This window comes from Bacillus sp. ABA4_010 (genome assembly GCF_056159105.1).
Genome location: NZ_JBSWUN010000003.1, coordinates 3097806 through 3122362, shown reverse-complemented (window position 1 = coordinate 3122362; position 24557 = coordinate 3097806). Strand labels below are relative to the sequence as shown.

The window sequence follows — 24557 nt, the reverse complement described above, 5'->3', positions numbered from 1 at the left end:
AAGCAATCGTCTGCAACCTACCATAAAAGGGAAAGACGAATTATTTTTACTCATTAAGGAAAGCGCTTAACCAATTGAACCTTTCTGAGAAGCAATGCTGCTTAGCTTGGAAATTTGCGAAGCGTTCCAACGCTTGATTATAAAAGGAGGCATGTTTCAGTGAACCCGCTTAACTTTCAAAATGACCGTCCACTTGATTTCATTGCAATGGGGCGTTTATGCATCGACTTAAATGCGAATGAAACGCAGCGACCGATGGAAGAAACGCGAACATTTACAAAATATGTGGGAGGCTCTCCTGCTAATATCGCCATCGGCACAGCCCGTCTTGGCCTCAAGACGGGATTTATCGGAAAAGTATCGGATGATCAAATGGGACGATACATTACCCAGTATTTAAAAGAAAATCAAATTAGTACAGAAAATGTGGTGGTTGATCAAACAGGTGCCGTAACAGGACTTGCTTTTACCGAAATTAAAAGTCCGCAAGAATGCAGCATTTTAATGTACCGCGACAATGTGGCTGATTTAAAACTAGAGCCGTCAGATGTATCGGAAGAATATATTAAACAAGCAAAAGCATTGTTAATTTCCGGAACGGCATTAGCGAAGAGCCCTTCAAGGGAAGCCGTTTTTCTCGCATTAGAGTATGCACGGAAGCATGATGTTGTGGTCTTCTTTGATGTTGACTACCGTCCTTATACGTGGGAGTCAGAGGCAGAAACAGCGGTTTATTATAACCTTGCGGCTGAAAAATGCGATGTGATTATCGGGACGCGTGAAGAGTTTGACATGATGGAGAAACTATTAAACTATGAACAATCGGATGACCGAGTAACAGCAGAAAGATGGTTCTCTTATCATGCTAAGATTGTAGTCATCAAACACGGAGGAGACGGATCGATTGCCTATACAAGGGATGGAGATACTCACCGTGGCGGCATTTTTAAAACAAAAGTGCTAAAAACGTTTGGAGCAGGCGACTCTTATGCTTCCGCGTTCATTTACGGATTAATGCAAGGGTTAGACATTCGTGAAGCAATGCGTTTAGGCGGTGCTTCTGCATCGATTGTTATTTCGAAGCATAGCTGTTCAGAGGCGATGCCAACGAAAGAAGAACTCACTAGCTTCATGGAAACAGCAGAGGAAATTTTGCAAGAAGCGTGAAGTACGTTACATAAGCATGAAAGCGCTTCATATAAGGACGAAAAAACCATTTGTTCATTCTAACTAAAAAGGAGAGTAAAAAAATATGACACAGACAGCAGTAACATCAGTAAAAAATTACATTGGCGGCGAATGGGTAGAAGCATCTGGATCTCAAACCGAACTTGTGTACAATCCAGCAACAGGTGAAGTCATTGCTGAAGTGCCTCTTTCCACGAAAGAAGATGTCGATAAAGCGGTACAAGCAGCTCATGAAGCGTTTCAAAAATGGTCACAAGTCGCAGTTCCAAGACGGGCGCGCATTCTATTCAAATATCAGCAGCTACTTGTAGACAATTGGGATGAGTTAGCTAAATTGGTGACACTTGAAAACGGTAAAAGCTACAAGGAAGCGTATGGAGAAGTACAACGTGGAATTGAGTGCGTTGAGTTTGCGGCAGGTGCACCAACGTTGATGATGGGCAAGCAGCTTCCAGATATTGCAACAAACATTGAATCAGGCATGTATCGTTATCCAATTGGGGTTGTTGGTGGTATCACACCATTTAACTTTCCAATGATGGTTCCTTGCTGGATGTTCCCACTTGCTATTGCGTGCGGTAATGCATTTGTGTTAAAGCCGTCTGAGCGTACACCGCTTCTGGCTAATCGTCTGATTGAGTTGTTCGAGGAGGCAGGCTTGCCAAAAGGTGTGTTAAACATTGTACACGGTGCTCACGATGTCGTAAATGGACTTTTAGAGCATCAATTAGTGAAAGCTATTTCATTCGTTGGATCTCAACCAGTTGCAGAATACGTCTACAAAAAAGGAACGGAAAACTTAAAGCGTGTTCAGGCGTTAGCTGGTGCGAAAAACCATTCCATCGTTCTTAACGATGCGGACTTTGATGTGGCGACCAACCAAATTATCGGCGCGGCATTCGGTTCTGCTGGTGAACGCTGCATGGCTGCTTCTGTTGTCACAGTTCAAGAAGATATTGCAGACGATTTTGTAGCCAAATTAGTGGAAGAAGCGAATAAGCTGACAATCGGAAATGGAATGGACGAGAGCGTATTCCTTGGTCCTGTTATTCGTGACGGACATAAAGAGCGAACAATCCAATATATCGAGTCAGGCGTTGAGCAAGGCGCTCGTCTTGTACGCGACGGAAGAGAAGATGCGGCAGTTAAAGGTGAAGGCTACTTCGTCGGTCCAACTATTTTTGATGACGTAACACAAGAAATGAAAATTTGGCAAGATGAGATTTTCGCACCAGTTCTTTCAGTTGTTCGTGTGAAAGACTTAGACGAAGCGATTGAAATTGCGAACAATTCCCGCTTTGCCAATGGAGCATGCATTTACACGCAAAATGGAAGCCATGTCCGCAAATTCCGTGAAAAAATTCACTCCGGAATGCTTGGTGTCAATGTAGGCGTACCTGCACCAATGGCGTTCTTCCCATTCTCAGGCTGGAAAGATTCCTTCTACGGTGATCTTCATGCAAATGGTACAGACGGTGTGGAGTTCTATACAAGAAAGAAAATGGTCACAGCTCGCTGGTAATACAGTTTATCTACGTAACTCATTTAACACGATGTTAAATGAGTTACGTATAAGCAGTGGACAAGAATCATCGACCGCTTCTTGCCCACTGCTTATACGTAAAATGAAGTCTTCATCTGTCATGAATATAAATCGAAATATAATGAGGCAAAAGAAAGGCGGCGGTATGCGATGAAAACAATTAGAATGACAACGGCTCAGGCGCTCGTCAAGTTTTTAAACGAGCAATACATAGAGTTTGATGGCAAACAAGACCGATTAGTCAAAGGTATTTTTACCATTTTTGGACATGGAAATGTCTTAGGGCTTGGGCAAGCTTTAGAGGAAAATCCGGGCGCATTGGAAGTGTACCAAGGACGCAATGAACAAGGAATGGCCCAAGCGGCTGTTGCTTTCGCTAAACAGAAGCATCGCAAACAAATTATGGCATGTACGGCTTCTGTCGGACCAGGTTCTGCCAATATGGTGACAGCAGCAGCGACAGCATCTGCCAATAACATTCCGGTATTATTGCTACCTGGTGATGTATTTGCAACAAGACAACCTGACCCTGTTTTGCAGCAAATTGAACAAACACATGATTTATCGATTTCTACGAATGATGCTTTTCGTGCCGTAAGCAAATATTGGGATCGTGTCAGCCGTCCGGAACAGCTGATGACCGCGATGATTAATGCGATGCGCGTGTTGACAAACCCGGCGGATACAGGTGCTGTGACGATTGCGCTTCCGCAAGATGTGCAAGGAGAGGCGTGGGATTTCCCAGAATATTTCTTCCAAAAGCGTGTGCACCGCTTTGAACGTCGTATTCCGACGAAAGCAAGCATAGATGACGCAGTGAAGTTAATTGTGAAAAAGAAAAAGCCCGTCATCATTTGCGGCGGTGGAGTGCGCTATTCGGAGGCGGCTGAAGCGCTTCAACAATTTGCAGAAACGTTCCATATTCCTTACGGAGAAACACAGGCAGGAAAAAGTGCACTTGAAAGCAGTCACCGTTACAATTTAGGCGGGATTGGGGTTACAGGAAATTTAGCGGCTAATACGATTGCGAAAGAAGCGGACCTCGTGATTGGAATTGGAACACGCTTTACCGATTTTACGACCGCCTCTAAGCAATTGTTCCAAAACGAACAAGTGGAATTTTTAACAATTAATGTCTCTGAATTTCATGCTAGTAAACTTGATGCCGTGAAAGTAGTGGCAGATGCGAAGGAAGCGCTTCTCACGTTGCAGCAAGAATTGAAAGCGGTTCAATACCAATCCGGCTATACAACTGAAATTGCCGCAGCAAAAGATGAATGGGCAGAGGAATTGGAGCGACTTCATCATACACGATATGAACAGCAAGGGTTTGTGCCGGAAGTTGCCGGGCAATTAGATCAGGCGTTGTCGGAGTATGAAGAAATACTTGGCACAACTTTAACCCAGACAGAAGTGATCGGTGAAGTGAATAAATGCATTCCAGAAGATGCCATCATCGTCGGAGCGGCTGGCAGTCTTCCAGGTGATTTGCAAAGAATGTGGGTATCCCGTCAACCGAATACGTACCATATGGAATACGGCTATTCGTGCATGGGCTATGAAGTGGCTGGAGCACTTGGTGCCAAGATTGCTGAACCGGATAAAGAAGTGTATGCAATGGTTGGAGACGGCAGCTATCAAATGCTTCACTCCGAGCTTGTTACAAGCCTGCAGGAAGGAAAGAAAATCAATGTCGTCTTGTTTGATAACTCAGGTTTCGGCTGCATTAATAACTTGCAGATGGGGAACGGGATGGGCAGTTTCGGTACGGAATTTCGCTACCGTAACGATGAAACAGGGCAATTGAACGGTCGCATTATGAAAATCGACTTTGCAGCAAGTGCAGCAGGCTATGGAGTTAAAACGTACAGCGTAACGACAATTGCTCAATTGCGCGAAGCCATGGAGGATGCGAAAAAGCAATCTGTGTCCACGTTAATTGATATTAAAGTATTGCCAAAAACGATGACGCACGGTTATGAGTCATGGTGGCATGTCGGTGGAGCTGAAGTATCCAATAGCTCAAAGATACAGGTTGCCTATGAAGATAAAGAACGAAACTTGCAAAAAGCAAGACGCTATTAAACGGTGTTTGGAAGGGGCGACAGGGTCTCTTCCAAAAAACGCATATGCTACGTATTGACGAGATGAAGGAGAGAGGAAACGATGTTTAAGGAAAACACGATTAAGCTTGGGATCGCGCCCATCGCATGGACAAATGATGACATGCCGGAATTGGGCGGAGAAAATACATTTGAGCAATGCATTAGTGAAATGGCGCTCGCCGGATTTACAGGAAGCGAAGTCGGCAATAAATATCCGAGAGATACGACCGTATTAAAAAAGGCGTTATCATTAAGGAATTTAGAGATTGCGAGTGCATGGTTCAGCGCTTTTTTAACGACAAAACCGCTGGAAGAAACAACTGACGCTTTCCTCAAGCATCGTGATTTTCTCCATGAGATGGGAGCCAAGATTATCGTCGTATCTGAACAAGGAAGAAGTATCCAAGGAATGATGGACGTTCCGTTGTTTAAGGAAAAGCCAGTCTTCACAGACGAGGAATGGGAACGGCTCGTAGCCGGGTTACATCATCTTGGTGAACTTGCTTTAGAGAAAGACATGAAAATCGTCTATCACCATCATATGGGGACAGGGGTTCAAACGACAGAAGAAATTGATAAATTGATGGACATGACCGACCCGAAGCTCGTTTCTTTGCTGTTTGACACAGGTCACCTCGTATTTTCAGGTGAAAATCCTGTTCATCTTTTAAAGAAACATTTGCCGCGCATTCATCATGTTCATTTAAAAGATATTCGCCAAGAGATTGTGGAGCAGGTGAAAGAACAAGACTGGAGTTTTTTACAGGCTGTGAAAGCGGGAGCGTTCACGGTACCAGGTGATGGATCAATTGAGTTTGACGAAGTGTTTACTATATTAGCAGCATCCGATTATAAAGGATGGTTTGTCGTAGAGGCCGAGCAAGATCCGGCGCTAGCCAATCCGTTTGAATATGCGGTGAAAGCGCGTCAATATATAAAAGAAAAAAGCGGTCTATAAGTGTTCACGTCAAAAAGAAGCAGGAGGACATAAACATGAAAAAAGTGAAATTTGGAATTGTCGGATTAGGCCGTTTAGGAAGACAGCATGCTGAAAATTTGGCTTTTCGCATTCGCAACAGCGAATTGACAGCGGTTTGTAGTGTAATAGAAGAGGAAGTGACTGAACTTCAACAAGAGTGGGGAATTCCTTATGGCTACACCAATTATGACGACATGCTTGAGAATCAAGAGCTTGATGCAATTTTTATCGCTTCGCCATCTGGCTTCCATTGTGAACAAATTGAAAAAGCGTTAAGTAAAGGTTTCCATGTCTTTACAGAAAAACCTCTTGGCTTATATTTAGATGAAGTCATTCGAGTGAAAGAGGCGGTCGAACAGCATCAAGATCAAGTGTTCATGGTTGGTTTTATGCGCCGTTACGATAAATCTTATGCATATGCGAAGAAAAAAATCGAACAAGGAGCGATTGGCGATCCGGTTTTAATTCGCTGCTATGGTCTTGATCCAGTAAAAGCCATTGACGGTTTTATGGCATTTGCGAAAAATAACTACAGTGGCGGCTTGTTCCTTGACATGGCGATTCATGATTTAGACCTTGCCCGCTGGTATTTACAGTCCGAGGCCGATTCGGTTTGGGCGATTGGCGGAGCGTACGCGTATCCACAAATTGCGGATTTACAAGATGCGGAGACAGGGGCAGCTCTTGTTAAATTTAAAAATAATACGATGGGCATTTTTGTTGCAGGGCGTAACTGCGCACATGGGTATCACATTGAAACGGAAATTGTCGGAACAAAAGGAACATTGCGGATCGGGACTGTACCAGAGAAAAATATGGTCACAGTGTTTGGGGAACAAGGGGCTCTGAAAGAATGCTCCGAAGGCTTTATTGAGCGCTTTGAACAAGCTTATTTAAGCGAAGTGGAAGAATTTGTCGACTGCATTTTACAGCAACGCAAACCAGAAGTGACGGTCGAAGACGGGGTTCAATCGACCATCTTAGGGTATGCATGCAAGCAATCATTTGAAACAGGCGAATTGGTGAAGGTCGAGACATATGCTACTGAAAAGAGTGCAGCAAAGACATTGTAATAAGACGTACCAGTCATTTTTTCCAAAATCTAGAATGAATTTTTAAATTTTAGAATTTTTTAACTAATTTAAAAATTTAGGTTGATTAATCGGAAAAAACGACATATAATTTAAGTAATAAGGAAAGCGCTTACCCAAAGATTGGACTTAAACGATTTGACGTAAGAAAGGAGTCCAGGCATACATGAAAACAGATGAAAAAAGCTTGTTATTGATGAAGGATATCAAGAAAAGTTTTTCAAACAACCATGTGCTAAAAGGGATTGACTTAGATGTTCGAGCTGGAGAAGTTCATGTACTTCTCGGTGAAAACGGGGCAGGAAAATCGACGCTCATCAAGATTTTAACAGGTGCTTACGAGAAAGATCACGGAGATATTTACTGGGAAGGACAGCATGTTCAAATCAATAATCCTGTCGATTCTATGAAACTAGGGATTGCGACGATTTACCAGGAACTTAATGTTGTGCCTCAATTAAAAGTATATGAGAACATCTTCCTTGGGAGAGAATTGAAAAACAGCGGAAAGGTTTCGCTACTAAACCGAAAGCAAATGAAAGAACAGGCAAAGCATTACTTGAAGATGCTCGGACAAGACCCGGAATTGGCAGACCGAACATTAGGAGAACTCGGAATTGGGCAGCAACAGCTGATCGAAATTGCGAAAGCGCTCACATTGGATGCGAAGCTCATTATTATGGATGAACCGACTGCGAGCTTGAGTGCAACCGAAGTTGAACAGCTTTATACGACAGTTGAAGGATTGACGGAGAAAGGAATTGCGATCGTGTTCATCTCCCATCGCCTTGACGAAATTAAGCGGATGGGCGATCGAATTACCATTTTACGGGACGGCTTTAAAATTGACACCCTTCCTGTTAAAACAACCGATCCAGATAAATGGATTGAGCTTATGGTTGGCCGTACATTAGATGAGAAATATCCGAAGCAGGCCTTTACTCTTGGTGAAGAAGGATTCCGTGTAGAAAACTTAAAAGTGAAAGGGTCAAAACATGAGTTATCCTTCCAAATTCGTTACGGAGAGATTGTTGGAGTTTCAGGCCTCGTCGGAGCAGGACGTACAGAAATGGCTCGAGCCATCTTTGCTGCGGACCCTAAAGAGGGTGGACGCATTCTCATTGACGGAAAAGAAGTGAATATTAAAGCACCGCGTGATGCAATTAATGCTGGTATTGCATTCATTACGGAAGACCGGAAAAGCGAGGGGCTCCTGCTTGATCAACCTCTAGACTTTAATATCGCATTAGCGAACATGAAAAGCTTTAAAAATACGAACACCTTGATTGATTTACAAAAAATTAAAGGAACAGCCGAGAATTACATAAAAGAACTGAAGGTTCGACCAGGAAATATTGAATTGAATGCCCGTAAGCTAAGTGGGGGAAATCAGCAAAAAGTTGTTATTGCAAAATGGCTTTGTACAAAAGCGAAAGTCTTTATCTTTGATGAACCGACAAGGGGAATTGACGTTGGAGCTAAAGTAGAAGTGTATCGATTAATGAATCAGCTTATAGAAAATGGGGCGATTGTTTTAATGATTTCGTCAGACTTACCAGAAATTTTAGGAATGTGCGATCGTATTCTCGTGATGAGTGAGGGGCAAATCACAGCGAACCTTTCTCGCCATGAAGCAACACAAGAAAATATTATGAAAGCGGCTACAGGGGGATGAGGAAATGACTGAAATAGCTGTAGAAAAATCCAAATCGTTAGGTGAAAAGAAAACAGCACGCCAGTATTTAGAGAAGTTTGGTTCTCTAATTGCGTTAGTCGGTTTAACAATTATTTTAACGGTTCTATCGGATAAATTTTTAACGGTGAACAATGTCATGAACATTGCACGTCAATCGTCCATTAACGCCATTTTAGCACTTGGAATGTTGTTGCCGATTTTAACGGCTGGTATTGATTTATCCGTCGGTTCGATTTTAGCCATCGCCATTATGGTCATGGGTGTGGCGGTTGTCAACATGGGGGTTAACCCATTCGTTGGTATCTTAATTTGTTTATTAGTCGGAGCTTTCTTTGGTTGGTTGAACGGTATTATGCTAACAAAGTTACGCTTACCGCATCCGTTCATTTCCACACTTGGTACGATGAACATTGCACGGGGATTAGCACTTATTATTACAGCGGCTGCGCCAATTGCTGGCTTCCCGTACATGATTCAGTTTTTAGGAAGAGAATTCGTTGGTCCGATTCCAGTCAGTTTCTTACTTGTTATTGTTATGTATGTTATCTTCCATATCTTTTTGACACGTACACAAACAGGTCGCTACATTTATGCAATTGGTGGAAATAAAGAAGCGGCTCACTTATCTGGGATTAATGTGAATCGTGTATTAGTTATCGTTTATACAATCAGTGGATTTATGGCAGCGCTTGCAGGTTTAGTTATGGTAGGACGTGTTAACTCTGCATTCCCACTTGCTGGTTTAACATACGAATTGGATGCTATTGCCGCGGTTATCATCGGCGGAGCTAGCTTCTTTGGCGGTGTTGGTACAGTATGGGGCACATTAATTGGTGCAATGATTATCGCTGTCTTAAGAAACGGCTTGAACTTACTAAACGTATCAGCTGATTTCCAAATGACCGTTATCGGGATTGTTATTATCGCAGCCGTATACGTCGACGTCCTTCGTCAGCGTAAAAGTAAAAAAGATTAAAAGTGGTTCATGAAGATTAGAAGCAAGTAGTGTGCTTAGCTGAAGGGTGGGGACATCACTTAAGGTAAGCACTTGCTTTGTATAAAAGAAAACATGGGGATTATAGGGGGAGACAGAGATGAAAAAATTAGGAATTGCCTTAACTATTGCAGGTTTGCTTGTTGCAGCAACAGGCTGCGGTAAAGATACTTCGTCAGCAGGAGGAGAAGGCGGCAATGAGAGTGTAGCCGTCGTCTTAAAAACACTGAGCAGTCCTTATTGGAAATATGTTGAAGCAGGAGCAAAAGCAGCAGGGGAAGAATTAGGGGTTGATGTAACCATTGTTGGGCCATCGGCAGAATCGCAAATTATGGAACAAGTTAATATGATTGAAGATTCATTGAATCAAAGTCCAGGCGCGCTCGTCGTATCTCCATCACAGCCTGATACAGTTGTACCGGTATTAGAGCAAGCGCAACAAAGCGATATTCCGGTTCTTTTAATTGATACAGATGCGGACTTTGAAGGAAAAACCTCTTTTATCGGAACGGATAACTATACAGCTGGTCAAGAAGGCGGTAAGTCCTTGCTTCCATGCTACAAAAAGGAGACAAAGTAGCGTTAGTCGCTGGTGCACTCGGTAATACAGCAATGGATGCACGTGTAAAAGGCGCTAAAGAAGAATTAGAGAAGGCAGGTATGCAAGTGGTAGCGGAGCAGCCAGCTGACAGTGATAAAACGAAAGCGATGTCCGTCATGGAAAACATTTTGCAAAAAGATCCAGACGTTAAAGGAGTATTCAGTGCGAACGATGATATGGCCATTGGAGCACTGCGCGCACTTGAGGCAAAAGGGTTAACTATTCCTGTCATCGGTACAGACGGGACGGTAGAAGCAGTTGAATCCATTTTGGCAGGAAAACTTGCAGGCACAATTGCTCAAAGTCCGTATGACATGGGGTATCAAGGGGTCGAGAATGCATTAAAAACGATGAAAGGTGAACAAATCGATACGCGTATTGACAGCGGTATTGACATTATCACGAAGGACAATGCGGAAGAAAAGCTAGAGTTTTTGAATAGCATTGCCCAATAACCTCTATATAAACCTAAGGAGATGTCATCCCCTTAGGTGAACTTTCTACTAAATAAAGTGGTGTTGAATGAGTAAGTGAAATGTATATAGCAAAAAAACGTGGAGGGGGGTTCCTTCACGTTTTTTTGCTAGTTTGCAAGAATTTTTGTTGAAGTTATTAGAAAAAAATCGTCGCCGCGGAGTAAATTAATAAGAAACATATGATGAACCGAAAAGGCTTGTCATATTGCTCGAAAAATGTTTTAAATAGTGAGCCAAATCCTGACCATAAAAGCAGGGCGACCCAGCCAAGACAAATAGCTAAAGCTAAATAGAACAGGATAAATAGAAAAGATTGAGTGAATGGCAAAATAAACGCACTCATCACCGTTAAAAAGAACAAAATACTTTTCACATTAATCATTTGAAAAATAAATCCTGATAAAAAAGAAGATTGTATATTTGTATCGTTTTTCTTTGAACGCTTCGCTAAACTAATTTGCCAAGCTAAATAAAGAAGGTAGACGGCACCAGCTGCTTTAAAATATGGCTCCACAACCGGAAGCCAATGGTACAGACTGGTTGTAAAGACGCCGCTCATAATCCCCAGTACCGCAAACCCTGTTAAGATGCCGCTCATGAATCGCCAAGAGCCCAAAAAACCAAATCTCTTTGCTTCATTCATCATAAGGATGTTACTTGGACCAGGGGTAATGGATGTAATAATGACATACGAAAGAAATGCTGTAATACTCATAAACTCACCTTCATTTACTCTATATATTCCACTTCATAACTCGACACAGCTTCATTTGATTCAAGAACATTTCCAATAGAACAGTCTTTATTGTATGATGGTTCTATCAATAAATAAAATTGAAATTAAAAAAACTAGTATCATTTTTTTCGATACATCTTATAGCTGAAGGAGAACACTATGGAAATTCGGCATCTTATTACCTTTCAAACGATTGTAGAGGTTGGGAGTTATACGGGGGCAGCTTCAAAGCTTGGCTATACGCAATCAACTATTACTTCTCACATCCAAGCGCTTGAACAACACATTGGAGGGGAAGTTTTCACGTATCGCAATAGAAGACTGGAGCTGACTTCTTTAGGAAGGGAATTAATCCCTTTAGCAGAGGACTTGCTTTCCACTCACGAGCAGATTACAAACATGAAAAGCACCCGTGAAGTAAAGGGTGTGTTAAAAGTAGCAGCACCAGAGTCGCTAACCATTTCCAGACTAGGACCGATTATAAGGGACTATTCGAAGAACTACCCTCACGTCAAACTCATTTTAACGAACGGGACATGCGGGCAGAATCAAATCGACCTAGTCAGTGGCCGAGTGGATGTCGCCTTTATGGTGTATCCAGAAATGAAGGTGGAAAAGTGTATCCATCATTCGTTAGTGCAGGAAGAAATTGTCCTTGTAGGTGGGATGGAAGGTCCTGATCATTTCAATGAGTATAAAGAAAAGAGCACAAGCAGTTTTTTTATTACGAATGAAGAAGGCTGTAGTTATCGGTTAATGTTTGAGCGGTATATGCTGAAGAAGGATATCCATACTTTTCAAACGATGGAGCTTTGGAGCATTGAAGCCATTAAACAGATGGTGAGAAGCGGTCTTGGATTTGCTGCTTTGCCGTACATTACGGTGAAGGAAGATGTAGAAAATGGTAAGCTTAAAATTTTAGCGCATTCAGAAACGTTTGACCCTATTTATTCACATATGCTTATCAAGAAGAAAAAGTGGCTATCGCCAGCAGTCGAGGCTTTTACTAAACTCGTATTAACATCCATTCGTGAGAGCCAAAATGAAGTGTTTTCAAATTGACATGTTAAACTGTAATGTGTATTATTACATTTAGGGGGAAGATATAAATGAATAGCGATTTTTCAATTGCTGTTCACTGCGTTGCGTATTTAGCTCAAAAGCAAGATCAACGAGTGACCAGTGAAGATATTTCTCAAAGTGTGTCCATTCATCCGGTAAGGTTACGAAAGATTTTGAGTGTATTAAGAAAAGAAAACATCATAACTTCGAAAGAAGGCGTTAAAGGCGGGTTTTCTTTAAACGATGAACCGAACCATATTACATTGGATCAAATCTTTAAAATTACGAGTGAAGAGACGCTTGTACCCAAATGTCCGGATTCCAATGAAAACTGCCTTATTGGAAAGCATTTATCTGTTGTACTCCTTCATGTTTTTCAAAATGCGGAAGAGCATTTTTTGAACTATTTAAAGAGTGTAACGATACAAGATATTATGAATCAAATTACTCATAGTGAAAAAAAGTTTGTTGAAAAGCACAACTAATGCTACGTGTTAAGCTAGTTGTGCTCGATAAATTTTTTTTTGCAACAAACTGTAATGAAATACATTTCAGTTTGTTGGGATGAAGATCATTCTTTTGTGACAGCTTATCCATTGAAATAAAAAGGGCATGATGATGCCAGAAAAGACGTAATAAACAATCTTACTTTCTTAAGGAGTAGACAAAATGGAAAAATTCAAACATCATAAAGGCTATTCACGAATGTATCAAGAAAACAAATTAACATTAGGACTCGTGTTTCCGCTTGAATCCTATATGGGCGATGTCCCTGAAATGGATCTTGACACACAAATAAAGTTAGCGAAACGGGCAGAAGAGCTTCATTTTGCATCGCTATTTGTAAGAGATGTCCCGCTACGTGATCCGAATTTTGGGGATGTCGGACAAATGTATGATCCGTTTACCTATTTAGCATATGTTGCTGCAAATACGAAAAAAATTGCCTTAGGAACAGCGAGCATTATTTTAGCGCTGCGCCACCCGCTTCATGTCGCCAAGGCTGCCGCTTCGATCGATCGCTTATCTGGTGAGCGACTCATTCTTGGCGTGGCAACAGGCGACCGCCCAATTGAGTTTCCTGCGTTCTCTGTGAATCAAGAGGAGCGGTATGAACTATTTCAAGAAGCGGTGGATGTGTTGAGAACATCATGGAAAGAACATTTTCCAACGATTGACTCAAAGAGAAGTTCTTTAACAGGTGGAGACATTTTACCAAAACCAAAATTATTGGACATTCCTTTAATGGTGACAGGTCATAGTGGGCAATCACCGGAATGGATTGCGGAACATAGTGATGGATGGATTTATTATCCACGCGCGCTCAGCTTTCAAAAGGAATTAATCGAAAATTTCCGCTCGTTAACAGGCGAATTCAAACCATTTACGCAATCACTATACGTTGATTTAGCAGAGGACCCGAATCATGTTCCGGTTCCCATTCATCTTGGATTCCGTACAGGACGAAATTTCGTAATTGAAATTCTTCAAGCGTTTCAAGAGATTGGTGTGAATCATGTAATCCTCAATTTAAAATACGGCCAACGCCCAGCAGAAGAAGTCATTGAAGAATTAGGGGAATACGTCCTGCCGCATTTTCCGGCACTATCATAATACGAAGAAAAAACAAGAGGAAATGACCAGCCTATTAAAATAGAATGTGACGAAAAGCGGATGACACCCTTTGAGGGAATGCCATCCGCTTTTTTTAATAAAATAATTTAGAAAATTTTTTATTTTAGGAATTATTTTTTTGCAAAAATGCAGAAATGGCCATAAAATGAAGAAGTGATAACTAAATAGGAAGTGATGCTTTGAAGACCCTATATGCCAATCGAAATGATTACCTTTTTTTAATCGTTTCCTTCATTTTTTGGTTCTGCCCTTTTATTTATGTTCCTGTCTTATCTCCCTATATGGAGTCAATGGGAGGGGAGTACACGTTTATTGGGATTGTCTTGGGCAGCTATGGGCTGATGCAGCTTCTAACGCGACTTCCGCTTGGAATTTTCTCCGATTTGATGAAACTAAGAAAGCCATTCATTGTATTTGGAATGTCAGTTAGTGCGTTTAGCTGTTTAGCATTTGCCTTAACGGATAGTTTAGGATGGATTTTGTTCGCTCGTTCTTTAGCAGGGCTGGCTGCAGCGACATGGGTGGTATTTACAGTACTGTACTCTAGTTATTTCACAGACCGGGAAATCCACCGTGCGATGGGCAGCATTACATTTGTGGTAGTGCTAGCGCAATTGGTAGGGATGAGTGTAAGCGGGTACATCGTCAATGCATGGGGGTGGCATGCGCCTTTCTGGATAGGGGGGATTGTCGGCATATTTGGGATAGCGCTTTCCTTTCTTATTTTTGAACCGAAAGACGGGGTTCAGAGGGAACCGGTGAAATTGAAAGAACTGACATCTGTCATGAAGGAACCTTTGCTGTTGAAAATCTCGTTATTATCAATTTTGGCACACAGCATTATTTTTACGACCATGTTTGGGTTTATGCCTGCGTATGTATTGGAAATAGGATTAGAGGCTGGGGATATTAGTTTAATTGTATTTTCGTTTATGATTCCTCATGCTGTTGCCACTCTTTTTGCAGGGAAAGTATTTGTTCCGATGTTTGGTCAATGGCTATCGTTAAAAATAGCCTTTGGACTAACAGCTTTTTTTACGCTGTTCACCCCATTTATCGAAACGAAAGGCTTGCTCTGTATTGTACAAGGTTTGAACGGATTTGCACTCGGCCTTCTTTTTCCGTTGCTGTTAGGGATGGCCATCGAATCGATTCCTCATGAGAAACGAGCAACGGCGATGGGGGCATACCAGGCCTTGTATGCGATTGGTATGTTTGCTGGACCGTTCTTAGCAGGAATTTTGAACGAACAGGCAGGCATTACCGCAAGCTTTTACTTTTCTGGGCTATTAGGTGTAGTGGCTGTATCACTAATTACCGTTTGGAATCGGAGTGTACGTAAAACCGCTTATAAGGTCAAGATGAAGAGTGCGAATTAATCGATTTAAAGGAGAGGGATGCAAAATGACAAAACAAGTAAAAATCGGAAGAACGGATTTAGTTGTGAACCCAATCGGACTTGGGGCCAATGCCGTCGGAGGTCATAATCTGTATCCGAACTTGGACGAAGAAGCTGGAAAAGAGCTCGTTCGAACAGCATTAGATAATGGCATCAACCTTTTAGATACAGCGTTCATTTATGGACCGGAACGATCGGAAGAATTGATTGGTGAAGTGTTAAAAGAAAGAGGAAATCGTTCTGAGGCCATCATTGCGACAAAAGGTGCCCACAAATTTGTTGGGGAAGATGTTGTGTTCGATAACTCACCAGCTTTTTTAAAGCAAGAAGTGGAAAATAGTTTAAAACGTCTGCAAACAGATTACATTGATTTGTATTATATTCACTTTCCAGACGAGGATACACGAAAAGATGAAGCCGTTGGCGTGTTAAAGCAACTGAAGGATGAAGGGAAAATTAGAGCCATCGGTGTATCCAACTTTTCAATGGAGCAGTTAAAAGAAGCTAATAAAGATGGTTACGTCGATGTGTATCAAGGCGAATATAACTTGTTGCAGCGAGAGGCAGAAAAAGAGTTGCTGCCATATACAAAAGAGCATACGATTTCCTTTATTCCTTATTTCCCGCTTGCATCAGGGCTGTTAGCTGGCAAATATAACAAAGACATGGTTTTCAATGACTTGCGTGCGGACTTGCCTTATTTCCAAAAAGAAGTATTTGAACAACATTTAGAAAAGGTAGAGCAAGTACGAAAAATTGCCGAGGCAAAAAATCAAGAGGTGGCTCACGTTGTTCTTGCGTGGTATTTAACACGTGATTCGGTTGATGTGTTAATTCCAGGAGCAAAGAGAGCGGATCAGGTGCTAAATAACTTGAAAACATTGGACGTTCAGTTAACATCGGAGGAAATTCAAGCAATTGACCGCATCTTTTAACTATATGTGGATTTATATGGATACCTAGGTGTTCATCGATAATAAAATGCTACTAATGGAGGTTATTATGATGCCGTTACTTCGATTTGATGTGATAAAAGGACGAAATCAAGAGTCATTGCAACAGTTATTAGATGCGGCACATCGGGCGATGGTGGCAGCATTTGATGTGCCAGAGAGAGACCGCTATCAAATTGTTCATCAGCATTCCCCAGATGAAATGTTCATTCAAGATACTGGTTTAGGGTTTGAGAGAAGCAACAATCTAGTTGTCATTAGTGTAACGAGTAAGCAAAGGACCAATGAGCAAAAAGAGAAGCTTTATAAGCTATTAGTTCAAGAGTTAGGGGAAAGCTGCGGAATAGCACCAAATGATATTATGGTTTCGATTGTGACAAATGGAGATGCAGACTGGAGTTTTGGAATGGGAGAAGCTCAATTTTTAACAGGGAAATTATAATATGTTCCGAGTAAAAGGGAAGGCCGGGAGTACAAAAAATCTCCCGGCTTTCTCTTGTTACGTGATGAACCGTACGTTTGTTTTTCACTTTACTGCTTTTTGAATTTTGTCAATATACGTTAGTGAGCGACCTGTGCCAATTGCGACGGCTTCGAGTGGGTTTGGAGCGATATGAACAGGAACGACGATTTCGTCTCCAAGCCAGTCTTGAATGCCGTTCAACAATGCGCCGCCACCAGTTAAAATGACTCCGCGATCAACAATATCACCACTCAGCTCCGCAGGGCAAGCTTCCAATGTGGAGCGAACCGCTTCAAGTACATGAAGCAATGATTCTCGGATGGCTCCTTGAATTTCGCTAGAGGAAACGGTAATGGTTTTTGGAAGACCTGTAACTAAATCACGACCGCATACATCCATCGTCTTTTCTTCATGCTCAATCGGTGCGTAGCCAACTTCCATTTTCACTTGCTCAGCTGTTCGCTCGCCAATTAATAAATTGTAATGTTTGCGAATGTATTGGACAATGTCGTCATCTAAATTGTCGCCGCCTATACGAATGGAATGGCAGGTTACGATTCCGCCAAATGAAATAATGGCGACTTCCGTTGTGCCTCCACCAATATCGACAACCACGTTTGCCACTGGCTCGTCAACAGGTAAGTCTGCCCCGATAGCAGCGGCAACCGGCTCCTCAATTAAATGTACATCTTTTGCACCGCAGCTTTTGACAGCATCATGGATGGCTCGTCGCTCAACGGTAGTCGAGCCTGACGGCGTGCAGACGACGACAGTCGGTTTTCGAACGGAAAATCCAGATGTTTTTGTAATTTTTTTCATAATTTGCTTTAGCATATTTGTTGTCACATCAAAATCGGCAATCACGCCTTTTTTTAACGGGCGCATAGCGACAATTCGTCCTGGCGTTTTTCCAATCATGTTTTTCGCTTCGGTTCCGATAGCCAATACTTTTTTCGTTTCCGTATCAATCGCCACTACGGACGGTTCGTTTAAAATAATTCCTTTGCTTTTACTATAAACAAGGACATTGGCTGTCCCTAAATCAATTCCAATTTCCGTGTTTGAAAACATGTTTTCACCCAATTTCTATAGAGTTACAGTCTCCTATATATATTCTATCCGTGAGAAGTTTTTCTGGGGGTACTCGCTCAATTAGCCATTTTGGAAGGGGAACTAAAAAGGGTTACAACATCTTTATAAATACTCTCTCACCGAGTGAACCAGTTTAGAAGATGAAGTAAAACATATATTAATAGGTAAAATGTGGTATATTTGAATTGAAATAGATATATTTCACTTAACGTTTCGACATCGCCTTATTTAATGGAAGGGCGTTTACGAGAGGTTCTTTACACTTCCTGAATAATCCTTCAAAGGTTTAGAAAGTAGGAGAATTGGATGAATCATTTATCAGTGTCAGCCACTTTATTTGCATCCATTCAGTGGCTGTTTTTTATTTTTGCGAATACGGTAGTCGTTCCCGTTTCAATCGGAGAAGCATTTCAGCTGCCTCCTGAACAAGTGGCCTTCACAATTCGGAGTTCATTTATCATAACGGGCCTCGTTTGTGTGCTGCAAGGATGGAGGGGCCACCGCTATCCGTTGCTGGAAGGACACTCAGGGATATGGTGGGGGCTTATTCTCAGTCTCACGATGACAGCGCCTTCCGTAGGGATGACGTATGAGGAGGTCGGCGGGGGTTTGACGCTCGGCATTTTATTAGCCGGAGCAGTGACAGTACTAATGGGAGCATTCAACTCAGTACCGTTGTTGCAGCGGATTTTCACGCCGATGGTGATGAGTGTGTATTTGTTGTTATTGGCTGTCCAGCTTATTTTAATTTTCTTTAAAGGCATGTTGAAGGTGACGGAAGAAGGGCAACTCGATTTGCCAGTTAGCTTTTTCTCTATTGGGATTTTACTTCTTGTGTCTGTTATTAGCATAAAAGGAAAGGGCTTAGTCAGTAATTTTGCCATTTTAATTGGCATTATGACAGGCTGGGTGTTGTATGTGCTCATGTTCCCATCAGCCGTACCTGTCAGCAACACTGGCTTTGCGCTTTCTCTTTTTCCGTGGGGAAAACCGCAACTGGAACTTGGTGTGGTCTTGACCGCTTTTGTCGCCGGGATGTTGAATGCAAGCAACACGCTTGCGTCCATTCGTGCTTCTGAAAAGCTCCACGGCACGTCAACAGCAAACGGGCAATACCGCTGGTCATTTACGCTTACCGGAATGTTCACCTGTTTGGCGGCTGTATTTGGTCTTGTCCCGTACGCACCGTTCACTTCCTCCATCGGTTTTTTAGAAAGTACGAGAATTTTGGACAAGAAGCCGTTTCTCATTGGCGGGGCGATGTTTGCGCTGCTCGGTATGGTGCCCGCACTCGGTGCTCTGTTTTCCACGTTGCCGATGACGGTAGGGAATGCGGTTTTATTCGTCGCCTATTTACAGTTGTTCGGAACAGCTTTGCGCAGCGTCCAAACGTATGCCTTTAACTCGAAAACGATTTATCGCTTTGCGTTTCCGGTACTCGTTGGGATTTCCTTAATGAATGTTTCCCCAGAATGGTTTGGCAGCATCTCCATTTATGTTCGGCCTCTTGTCAGCAATGGACTGCTTATGGGGATTTTGCTGTCCATTGTGTTGGAAAAGGCAGTTAAGTGGGAAAAGTATGAGTAATAGACGGCTGTGGATTGAATGGTTATATATAGATCGCTTCCATTTTTCAGAAGAATGAGAACGAAAAGTTTTTCGAGATTCGTATGGTAAAATATTCTTTTTGAAACAGACAACAAGAAACCACATCAAGGAGGAGCTTTTCTATGCGTAATCAAACCATCAAATTCAAGCTGACAACGGTCGTAATCTTGATGGCACTCAGTACATTGTTTATCGGGCTCTACAGCCTGTATTTCCAGCGGCATATTAAAGCTGAATACGAATATTTCCTTAACGAAGTTCAAGTTCAAAAGCAGCTGCAGCAATTTCAATTTAAAGTCGTTGGGATTTCTAATGATGAACGCGCCTACTTATTGAATGGCGACGATAAATTTATTGCGCAAATTCAAGAGAAAAAGCAGGAAGCAGAAGATGCGCTTGTAGCAATTGAGCACATCACGAAACATGATGAAGTGCGCCAAATCGTAAATGAAACGAAAGAAGCGTTTCAGCAGTTCATGGGAGTACACGAGAAAGTAGTTTCTTCTTATGAAAACGGTGATGTAAATGCGGCGTTCTCTTTTCACTTTACAGAGGAGCGGACGATTCGAAAAGAAGTATTAGATCCAAGTGTCAACGAATTAGTCGGGACTATTGATGACATCTTATTAAAGGATGCAAACGTGTTGGAGGAGCTTGAAAAGAAAAGTGCCTTTTGGCAGATGGTTCTTGTCACTGCTCTGATTCTTTTTAGTGGATATATTGGTGTGGCGTTTGCCCGTTCTATTTTAAAACCGCTTGAGGAGATGAAAGTGCAGTTAACAGAAATTGCAAGCGGTCAAGGGGATTTAACAAAAGAAATGACCATCCGATCCAAGGATGAAATTGGTGAACTGGCTATTCTCTTTAACCGATTTACCAAAACGCTCCGTACTATTGTAGTAAAAGTGACCGATGTAGCAGAGAATGTTGCAGACGCCGCTAATCAGTTAGTAGGTCACGCTGATCAAATGCTGGAAACGAGCTTTGCTAGCCATGAGGGGATCGAGAAAGCAGCAAGAGCCTCACAAGTTCAGATGAAGAATGCACAGGAAAATGCAGCGGCCGTGGAGGAAACGTCGCAGCATGTGGACGTGGTGACAACGCATCTTTCCGATGTATTTGCACTGACAAGTCAAGCTGAAATGCTGACGAAGCAAGGGAAGTCGTTAATCGAGCGGACGAAAAGCGAGGTTGAGGTTATTGATTTGAAAGCAGAAGAAGCGGTTCAGCAAATGAATACGTTAAATCGTCATTCAGAAAACATTAGCCGCGTTTCTTCTATTATTCAATCCATTTCAGATCAGACGAATTTGCTCGCTTTGAATGCGTCGATAGAAGCAGCGAGGGCAGGCGATGCTGGCAAAGGTTTTTCGGTTGTTGCAGATGAGGTGCGAAAGCTCGCAAATGAAACATCGGAATCAACTAATGAGATTACAGAGACGATTAATCGCTTGAATGAAGTAATTGCTCAAACAGAAGCAACGATTTTGTCGACAAAAAAAGTCGGAGAAGATGGCAAAAAATCGGTCGGGGAAACGGCAGAAAAATTTCAAGCAATCGAAACATCCATTATTGAAATTCACGAAACAGTCGAGGGCATCGCGGCTTCGTCGAAAGAAATGAATGAAGCGATGGAGGAAGCGGCCACTTCCGTTCAGGCCATTGCTGACTCGGCACAGGAATCAGCCGGTACTGCTCAACATGTGTTAGGAAGCTCTCAAAAGCAGGTCGATGAGATTCATGACATTCATGAAATCGCCATCAGTCTTGATGACAAAATGAAAGAACTGCAAAGTTTAATCAAAGCGTTTAAAGTGTGCTAACTCCATAAGACTGCTTGAACTAGCGAAAGCCAAACGCCTATGATCGGGCAGCAAAATAGAAACAAAAATGAATCCGCCAAGTGCTGGGTTCATTTTTTTATTGGGCGCTTTTAAGTTGGTAGTCGGCCTTGACGCTGAAATGCGCATTCTGCGTGCTTGCGTTGTGCATATTAAAGAAGAGGCGAAGAACAAACTATGTATATTTTACTTCATGACTCGACACCACTTTACACTTGTCAAAAAAGATTGAATTATCGGCGCTTCCTCATTATAATATGATAAGTGTCAAGTTTATAGTTTACATATGTAAAATCAGGGGGTTACCAATGGCAAAGACAAAACATATATCGAACCGCAAACTGCTTGGAATTGCGGGATTAGGCTGGCTGTTTGATGCGATGGATGTCGGAATTCTCGCCTTTATCATCGCTGCTTTACAGGAAGATTGGGGATTGACTGTTGAACAAATGGGATGGATCGGAAGTGTCAACTCGATTGGGATGGCAGTCGGTGCCTTAGTGTTCGGAGTTCTCGCCGATAAAATTGGCCGAAAGCAAGTATTTATTATTACACTGTTGCTGTTTTCAATCGGAAGCGGCTTGTCTGCATTCACGACGACATTAGCGATGTTTTTGTTGCTTCGTTTTTTCATCGGAATGGGGCTAGGAGGAGAACTTCCGGTTGCTTCGACACTGGTGGCTGAAACCGTTCCTGCTAGCGAGCGAGGCAGAGTCGTTGTGTTGCTGGAAAGCTTTTGGGCTGGTGGCTGGCTGCTGGCGGCACTGATTTCATTTTTCGTTATTCCAAAATTCGGCTGGCAAACGGCGTTACTCTTAAGTGCTCTTCCAGCCTTTTATGCACTCTATTTACGCTGGAATTTACCTGACTCACCTCGCTTTGAATCGGTACAAACAGAGAAGCGGTCTGTTTTGCAAAATATGGCGGATGTATGGTCGAAGCCATATCGCCGACAAACGATTATGCTGTGGGTGTTATGGTTCTGTATTGTCTTTTCGTATTACGGCATGTTTTTATGGCTGCCAAGCGTTATGGTGATGAAGGGATTCAGCCTTATTAAAAGCTTTGAATATGTACTCATCATGACATTGGCGCAGCTTCCGGGCTATTTTAGTGCAGCATGGCTTATTGAGCGAGCTGGCCGAAAATTTGTCTTAGTGGTCTATTTAACAGGAACAGCGGTAAGTGCCTACTTTTTCGGAAATGCAGAATCGCTTCCATTATTGCTGACGTCTGGTATTTTCCTTTCGTTCTTTAACCTCGGGGCATGGGGCGGTCTATATGCGTACACGCCAGAGCAATATCCAACAAGTATTCGTGGAACAGGAGCTGGGATGGCGGCGTCATTCGGTCGAATTGGCGGGATTTTAGGTCCGCTTTTAGTCGGCTATTTGATTGCTCAAAAAACATCTATTGATGCGATTTTCGTCATTTTCTGCATCGCGATTATTATTGGTGCTTTAGCGGTATTATTGTTAGGAAAAGAGACAAAAGCGCAAGAGCTTTTATAAAGAAAGCTTTCATCGCTCAAAATTTTACTGCCTGTAAAGGGATGTGTCCAGCACATCTCTTTTTTGTTTGAAAAAGCAAAGGAAGAGAGCTTGGCAAGCGAAAGTTACTATTACATGACTGAAACGATGTACCTAATAAAATCGAAAAGAAGTGAAAAAGGGGAAGAAAAAGAGAAACGTTTAGTGTAAAGTGAAGGTACAGAAGCAAAGGACAGCGATGGTCTTTGTTTAGTCTGCATGAACGGGCAGTGAAGGATTTGTTGTTAAATAGAAGCGTTTACATAAGCAGAGCAGGTGAGGAGGGAGAAGATTGGAACAACATGTACGCATCGGCAGTATTATTCGAGAGTTGCGTAAAATGATTGGTTTGTCTCAAAAGGAGCTGGCAGAAGGAATTTGTACACAAGCCCAAATCAGCAAATTGGAAAATGGTGATGAATATCCATATAGCATCACCTTATATGAAATTTCAAAGCGACTTGGTGTCGATATGAACTATTTTTTTCATACCATTGAAACACCGAGATTGGACTATGTAGAGGAAGTAAAGCATTTAATTCGGCAGTATATTCGAAAGCGGGATTATGACGCTGTTGCACAGATTATCGAACGGGAACGCAACAGTCCGCTTTTTCAAACGCTGACTAATAAACAATTTCTATTGTGGCACGAGGGAATATGTGATTACTATGTTTATCACAATAAAGAGTTGTCGCTGCAAAAGCTTCATGAAGCCATTAAACTGACCCAAACGTCGGACTCCTATTATAAGGAGCGGGAGATTGAGGTATTAAACAGCATTGCCATCATTCATGATGAAGAGAAGGAATTTGAGGAAGCGATCAGCATCTATCGAACGGCGCTTACTCAACTCAAGTACTTGCCGCAAGTGAAGGACGAAAAAATTAAAATTCGTATTCTATATGGTTTAGCTCGAACGTTAACGGAGATGGGCAACTACCATGAATCCCTCATACATAGTGAAAAAGGCATCCAGCTTTGCATTAGCTGCGAGTCCCTCTATTTATTCGGAGAACTCCATTATCAATCTGGCTGTAACTTAATTAAACTGGGACAAAAAGAGACCGGTACGAGTTACTTACAAAAAGCCATATTAATTTTTGAATTAGAGAAAAACGAGAAGTTTGCAGAGCTTGTTCGCCAGCAAATGAAACAGTTATTGAGTGAACCGACAGTTGCGGGTGAAAATGTATAACCATTATGCAATATTATTATAATTATATGTTTGTTAAAAAATTGAAGTGAATGGTTTATTTCAGGCGTTTTTCATAGGTACGATAACCTACAACGTCTCTGCATGCTTTTAATGGACGAGCTATAATAAAAACAGAAAGCACATAACAGAGCAAAGGATGATTCAGATGAAAAAATGGTTAACAGGTATTTGTTTAGCAGTAACCCTTCTGGCAGGTTTTTCAGCTGTCGGTTCAGCGTCTGAAGTTAACACAGTCGCTGCGAAGGAATTACCTCAGCGACTGCCAAATCAACATTAATTAGAAAGAACACATGGAAAAAATCAGAAAATAACACCCCTTACAGAAAAAGCGCGGACTCATAACCGTG

The 24557-nt window shown here is 42.1% G+C and carries 20 protein-coding genes and 2 pseudogenes; 20 read left to right on the top strand and 2 right to left on the bottom strand.

Features of this window, described 5'->3' with window-relative positions:
- Nucleotides 1-159: 159 nt before the first annotated feature.
- The 8 genes and pseudogenes from iolC (at nucleotide 160) to ACXAEO_RS16580 (ending at nucleotide 10652) form a co-directional block, all read left to right on the top strand.
- On the top strand, nucleotides 160-1167 hold the full coding sequence (gene iolC / locus ACXAEO_RS16615; RefSeq protein WP_474883136.1) for a 5-dehydro-2-deoxygluconokinase: 1008 nt from the start codon (nucleotides 160-162) through the stop codon (nucleotides 1165-1167).
- 85 nt (nucleotides 1168-1252) lie between these two features.
- Nucleotides 1253-2710 (top strand): CoA-acylating methylmalonate-semialdehyde dehydrogenase, encoded by a 1458-nt coding sequence (locus ACXAEO_RS16610; protein ID WP_474883133.1) that lies wholly within the window; start codon nucleotides 1253-1255, stop codon nucleotides 2708-2710.
- A 171-nt stretch (nucleotides 2711-2881) separates the two neighbouring features.
- Nucleotides 2882-4816 (top strand): 3D-(3,5/4)-trihydroxycyclohexane-1,2-dione acylhydrolase (decyclizing), encoded by a 1935-nt coding sequence (gene iolD / locus ACXAEO_RS16605; RefSeq protein ID WP_474883131.1) that lies wholly within the window; start codon nucleotides 2882-2884, stop codon nucleotides 4814-4816.
- A gap of 81 nt (nucleotides 4817-4897) precedes the next feature.
- Nucleotides 4898-5794 carry a myo-inosose-2 dehydratase gene (iolE, locus tag ACXAEO_RS16600; protein ID WP_474883129.1) on the top strand — a complete coding sequence of 299 codons (897 nt, stop codon included), beginning with the start codon at nucleotides 4898-4900 and terminating at the stop codon, nucleotides 5792-5794.
- A gap of 35 nt (nucleotides 5795-5829) precedes the next feature.
- Complete coding sequence (locus ACXAEO_RS16595) at nucleotides 5830-6888, top strand: Gfo/Idh/MocA family oxidoreductase (RefSeq protein WP_474883127.1); 1059 nt, start codon at nucleotides 5830-5832, stop codon at nucleotides 6886-6888.
- 184 nt (nucleotides 6889-7072) lie between these two features.
- Nucleotides 7073-8581 (top strand): sugar ABC transporter ATP-binding protein, encoded by a 1509-nt coding sequence (locus ACXAEO_RS16590; protein ID WP_474883125.1) that lies wholly within the window; start codon nucleotides 7073-7075, stop codon nucleotides 8579-8581.
- A gap of 4 nt (nucleotides 8582-8585) precedes the next feature.
- Nucleotides 8586-9578 (top strand): ABC transporter permease, encoded by a 993-nt coding sequence (locus ACXAEO_RS16585; protein ID WP_474883121.1) that lies wholly within the window; start codon nucleotides 8586-8588, stop codon nucleotides 9576-9578.
- A gap of 118 nt (nucleotides 9579-9696) precedes the next feature.
- Nucleotides 9697-10652, top strand: a pseudogene (locus tag ACXAEO_RS16580) (sugar ABC transporter substrate-binding protein).
- A gap of 157 nt (nucleotides 10653-10809) precedes the next feature.
- Here ACXAEO_RS16580 and ACXAEO_RS16575 read toward each other — a convergent pair.
- Complete coding sequence (locus ACXAEO_RS16575) at nucleotides 10810-11388, bottom strand: LysE family transporter (protein WP_474883119.1); 579 nt, start codon at nucleotides 11386-11388, stop codon at nucleotides 10810-10812.
- Between the two features lie 180 nt (nucleotides 11389-11568).
- On the opposite strand from ACXAEO_RS16575, the gene ACXAEO_RS16570 reads away from it, so the two are divergent.
- The 6 genes from ACXAEO_RS16570 to ACXAEO_RS16545 all read left to right on the top strand — a co-directional run bounded on the left by ACXAEO_RS16570 (nucleotide 11569) and on the right by ACXAEO_RS16545 (nucleotide 16900).
- On the top strand, nucleotides 11569-12471 hold the full coding sequence (locus ACXAEO_RS16570) for a LysR family transcriptional regulator (protein ID WP_474883117.1): 903 nt from the start codon (nucleotides 11569-11571) through the stop codon (nucleotides 12469-12471).
- Between the two features lie 47 nt (nucleotides 12472-12518).
- Nucleotides 12519-12956 (top strand): RrF2 family transcriptional regulator, encoded by a 438-nt coding sequence (locus ACXAEO_RS16565; RefSeq protein ID WP_474883115.1) that lies wholly within the window; start codon nucleotides 12519-12521, stop codon nucleotides 12954-12956.
- Between the two features lie 184 nt (nucleotides 12957-13140).
- Nucleotides 13141-14085, top strand: a complete 945-nt coding sequence (locus ACXAEO_RS16560) for an LLM class oxidoreductase (RefSeq protein WP_474883113.1) — start codon at nucleotides 13141-13143, stop codon at nucleotides 14083-14085.
- A gap of 200 nt (nucleotides 14086-14285) precedes the next feature.
- Nucleotides 14286-15485: an MFS transporter gene (locus ACXAEO_RS16555; RefSeq protein WP_474883111.1), complete on the top strand. Its 1200-nt coding sequence runs from the start codon at nucleotides 14286-14288 to the stop codon at nucleotides 15483-15485.
- 25 nt (nucleotides 15486-15510) lie between these two features.
- Nucleotides 15511-16440: an aldo/keto reductase gene (locus ACXAEO_RS16550; protein WP_474883109.1), complete on the top strand. Its 930-nt coding sequence runs from the start codon at nucleotides 15511-15513 to the stop codon at nucleotides 16438-16440.
- Between the two features lie 70 nt (nucleotides 16441-16510).
- Nucleotides 16511-16900 (top strand): tautomerase family protein, encoded by a 390-nt coding sequence (locus tag ACXAEO_RS16545; RefSeq protein WP_474884243.1) that lies wholly within the window; start codon nucleotides 16511-16513, stop codon nucleotides 16898-16900.
- 84 nt (nucleotides 16901-16984) lie between these two features.
- On the opposite strand, the gene mreBH is transcribed toward ACXAEO_RS16545, so the two are convergent.
- Nucleotides 16985-17992: a rod-share determining protein MreBH gene (gene mreBH / locus ACXAEO_RS16540; RefSeq protein WP_474883107.1), complete on the bottom strand. Its 1008-nt coding sequence runs from the start codon at nucleotides 17990-17992 to the stop codon at nucleotides 16985-16987.
- Nucleotides 17993-18319: 327 nt separating this feature from the next.
- Between mreBH and ACXAEO_RS16535 the strand changes: the two genes are divergently transcribed.
- From ACXAEO_RS16535 to ACXAEO_RS16510, 6 genes and pseudogenes are all read left to right on the top strand, one after another.
- Nucleotides 18320-19600, top strand: coding sequence for a uracil/xanthine transporter (locus ACXAEO_RS16535; protein ID WP_474883105.1), 1281 nt, complete (start codon nucleotides 18320-18322; stop codon nucleotides 19598-19600).
- A 143-nt stretch (nucleotides 19601-19743) separates the two neighbouring features.
- Nucleotides 19744-20499, top strand: a pseudogene (locus tag ACXAEO_RS16530) (HAMP domain-containing protein); the annotation flags it as partial.
- Between the two features lie 354 nt (nucleotides 20500-20853).
- Complete coding sequence (locus tag ACXAEO_RS16525; protein ID WP_474884242.1) at nucleotides 20854-21444, top strand: methyl-accepting chemotaxis protein; 591 nt, start codon at nucleotides 20854-20856, stop codon at nucleotides 21442-21444.
- A 326-nt stretch (nucleotides 21445-21770) separates the two neighbouring features.
- A complete protein-coding gene (locus ACXAEO_RS16520) occupies nucleotides 21771-22973 on the top strand; it encodes an MFS transporter (RefSeq protein ID WP_474883103.1) in 1203 nt (400 codons plus the stop codon).
- A gap of 310 nt (nucleotides 22974-23283) precedes the next feature.
- Nucleotides 23284-24189: a helix-turn-helix domain-containing protein gene (locus ACXAEO_RS16515; protein WP_474883101.1), complete on the top strand. Its 906-nt coding sequence runs from the start codon at nucleotides 23284-23286 to the stop codon at nucleotides 24187-24189.
- A gap of 166 nt (nucleotides 24190-24355) precedes the next feature.
- Nucleotides 24356-24487, top strand: coding sequence for a hypothetical protein (locus ACXAEO_RS16510; protein ID WP_474883099.1), 132 nt, complete (start codon nucleotides 24356-24358; stop codon nucleotides 24485-24487).
- The last annotated feature ends 70 nt before the right edge of the window (nucleotides 24488-24557 follow it).